This is a genomic window from Helicobacter didelphidarum, assembly GCF_003364195.1.
GTDB lineage: Bacteria > Campylobacterota > Campylobacteria > Campylobacterales > Helicobacteraceae > Helicobacter_A > Helicobacter_A didelphidarum.
The window spans coordinates 1-1,675 of record NZ_NXLQ01000116.1; the positions used below are offsets into that span (position 1 = coordinate 1).

The window sequence follows — 1,675 nt, forward strand, 5'->3', positions numbered from 1 at the left end:
TGTGAGTTGGGGAGAAATTAATCAAAATCTTACTACAATAAAGATAGATGAAAAGAATTCACGACCACCAACTTTGAGAGAATACCTTGAGTATCAATTTGGTGCTATGGTGTTCTTACCTATACCATAAAAGGAGGAGTCTATGAAGCTTATATTTAGTTTTGTATTTATGATTTTATTTAGTGCTTGTGCGAAACAGCAACATCTTGTTGATTTAAGCAAATTGCCCATACATACGCTTGAGATAGAGAGTATCACACCAATAGAACAGATAGAAAATTTTCAAGAAATAGAAAAATCTTTAGCTATGGTAGAAACGAGTATAAAAAGCATGGGTCCGCAGAGCTATCCAAATGCGTGGCATGTCTCTTATGATTATAGAGAAGATATGCACCTCACGCTTGGTTGTTATCAAAATATTGAATTGTTTTCATTACCCTTTGTAATGGCTGGATATGCCAGTGGTGTAGAATTTAAAACAAGTTTATATTTTAGTAAGGGTGAGTATGGTCATCAAACTAGGACTCTTTTTGCAGAGACGACAACCATATCAGGGAGATTTAGCGATGAGTGGTGTGGTTTCTCTGCAATACTGCAGGAAGGGACGATGTTTCTTATCACTACAAACAAGGCAATATATGTGTATGATATTAATAATGATAAATGGGAAAAAAGATTTCAATCACCAGATTCTATACAAGTGCCACTACAATCCTATGATAAAAGCATTATTTTTGGAAACTCTTGTGAATATGGAGAGGCAGATAAATGCCTCTTAAGTAATCTTGATATATTTTACTTTGATGGAGAATGGAATGAAAACCCTAGACATTTTCAAATCATAGATGATGAATATATAAGAAAATTGTATTTTCTAGGTATCAGCCCAAATTTAAAATATGCGTATGTGAGAGATGGAAAGAAAGATTACATTGCAAAACTTAAAACACACACAACAAAGGAGTAAATATGCTACCATTAAGAAAATGTGAAGATGAAGATATGGAATACACAAAGAATGCCTTTGAAGTTTCTATCTCCAATGAAATTCCTAAGTATGAATGCAAAACTTATGATACTAGCTATGAGATTATAGGCAATCTTAGAATCTCACAAAGTCTCAATTTAAAAGAAAAAGCCCCCATTGATATGGTGATATTTTTAGATAAGAAAAGTGCAAAGATTATGCACTCTACTTTTTGGTATCTAAAAAGTCCCTATAAAGATGATATATATAATCACAAGATTGTAAGGGAGATTCTAGGGGAGGAGAGATTTAGACGCTTTATGTCAAAACGATTTCATTATGAGACAATCTCTATTGAAGCACAGATTGATAATATCGATAGAATGGAATTAGATAACATGGCAAACATATTTCTATATGACTTTCAGATTCCATTTACTTGGGGGGATGAGATTATTGGGATAGCAAATTTGTCGCACTTCCATATAATCACAACTCCTATCATTCTAGCAAACGACAACGATATTGTATGTATGAAAGATAATGACTTGGAATGGCTCATAAAAGATGAGAAAAACTCCACACAATATAATCTCAAAATTCCAGTCATCAAAGGACTTTTCGCCACCACTACCACAAATGAAAATGATTTCTTTGTTAATCTACGAGATAAGCCAGATTCTAAAGATAGCAAAATCCTTATGCAGC

Annotated in this window: 2 protein-coding genes; both read left to right on the forward strand. The window is 33.3% G+C overall.

Annotated features, from left to right (window positions below):
* Nucleotides 1–142 precede the first annotated feature (142 nt).
* Nucleotides 143–967, forward strand: coding sequence for a hypothetical protein (locus tag CQA53_RS11260; RefSeq protein WP_115544006.1), 825 nt, complete (start codon nucleotides 143–145; stop codon nucleotides 965–967).
* Between the two features lie 2 nt (nucleotides 968–969).
* On the forward strand, nucleotides 970–1,675 hold a 706-nt coding region (locus tag CQA53_RS11265; RefSeq protein WP_147290052.1), incomplete at its 3' end, for a hypothetical protein.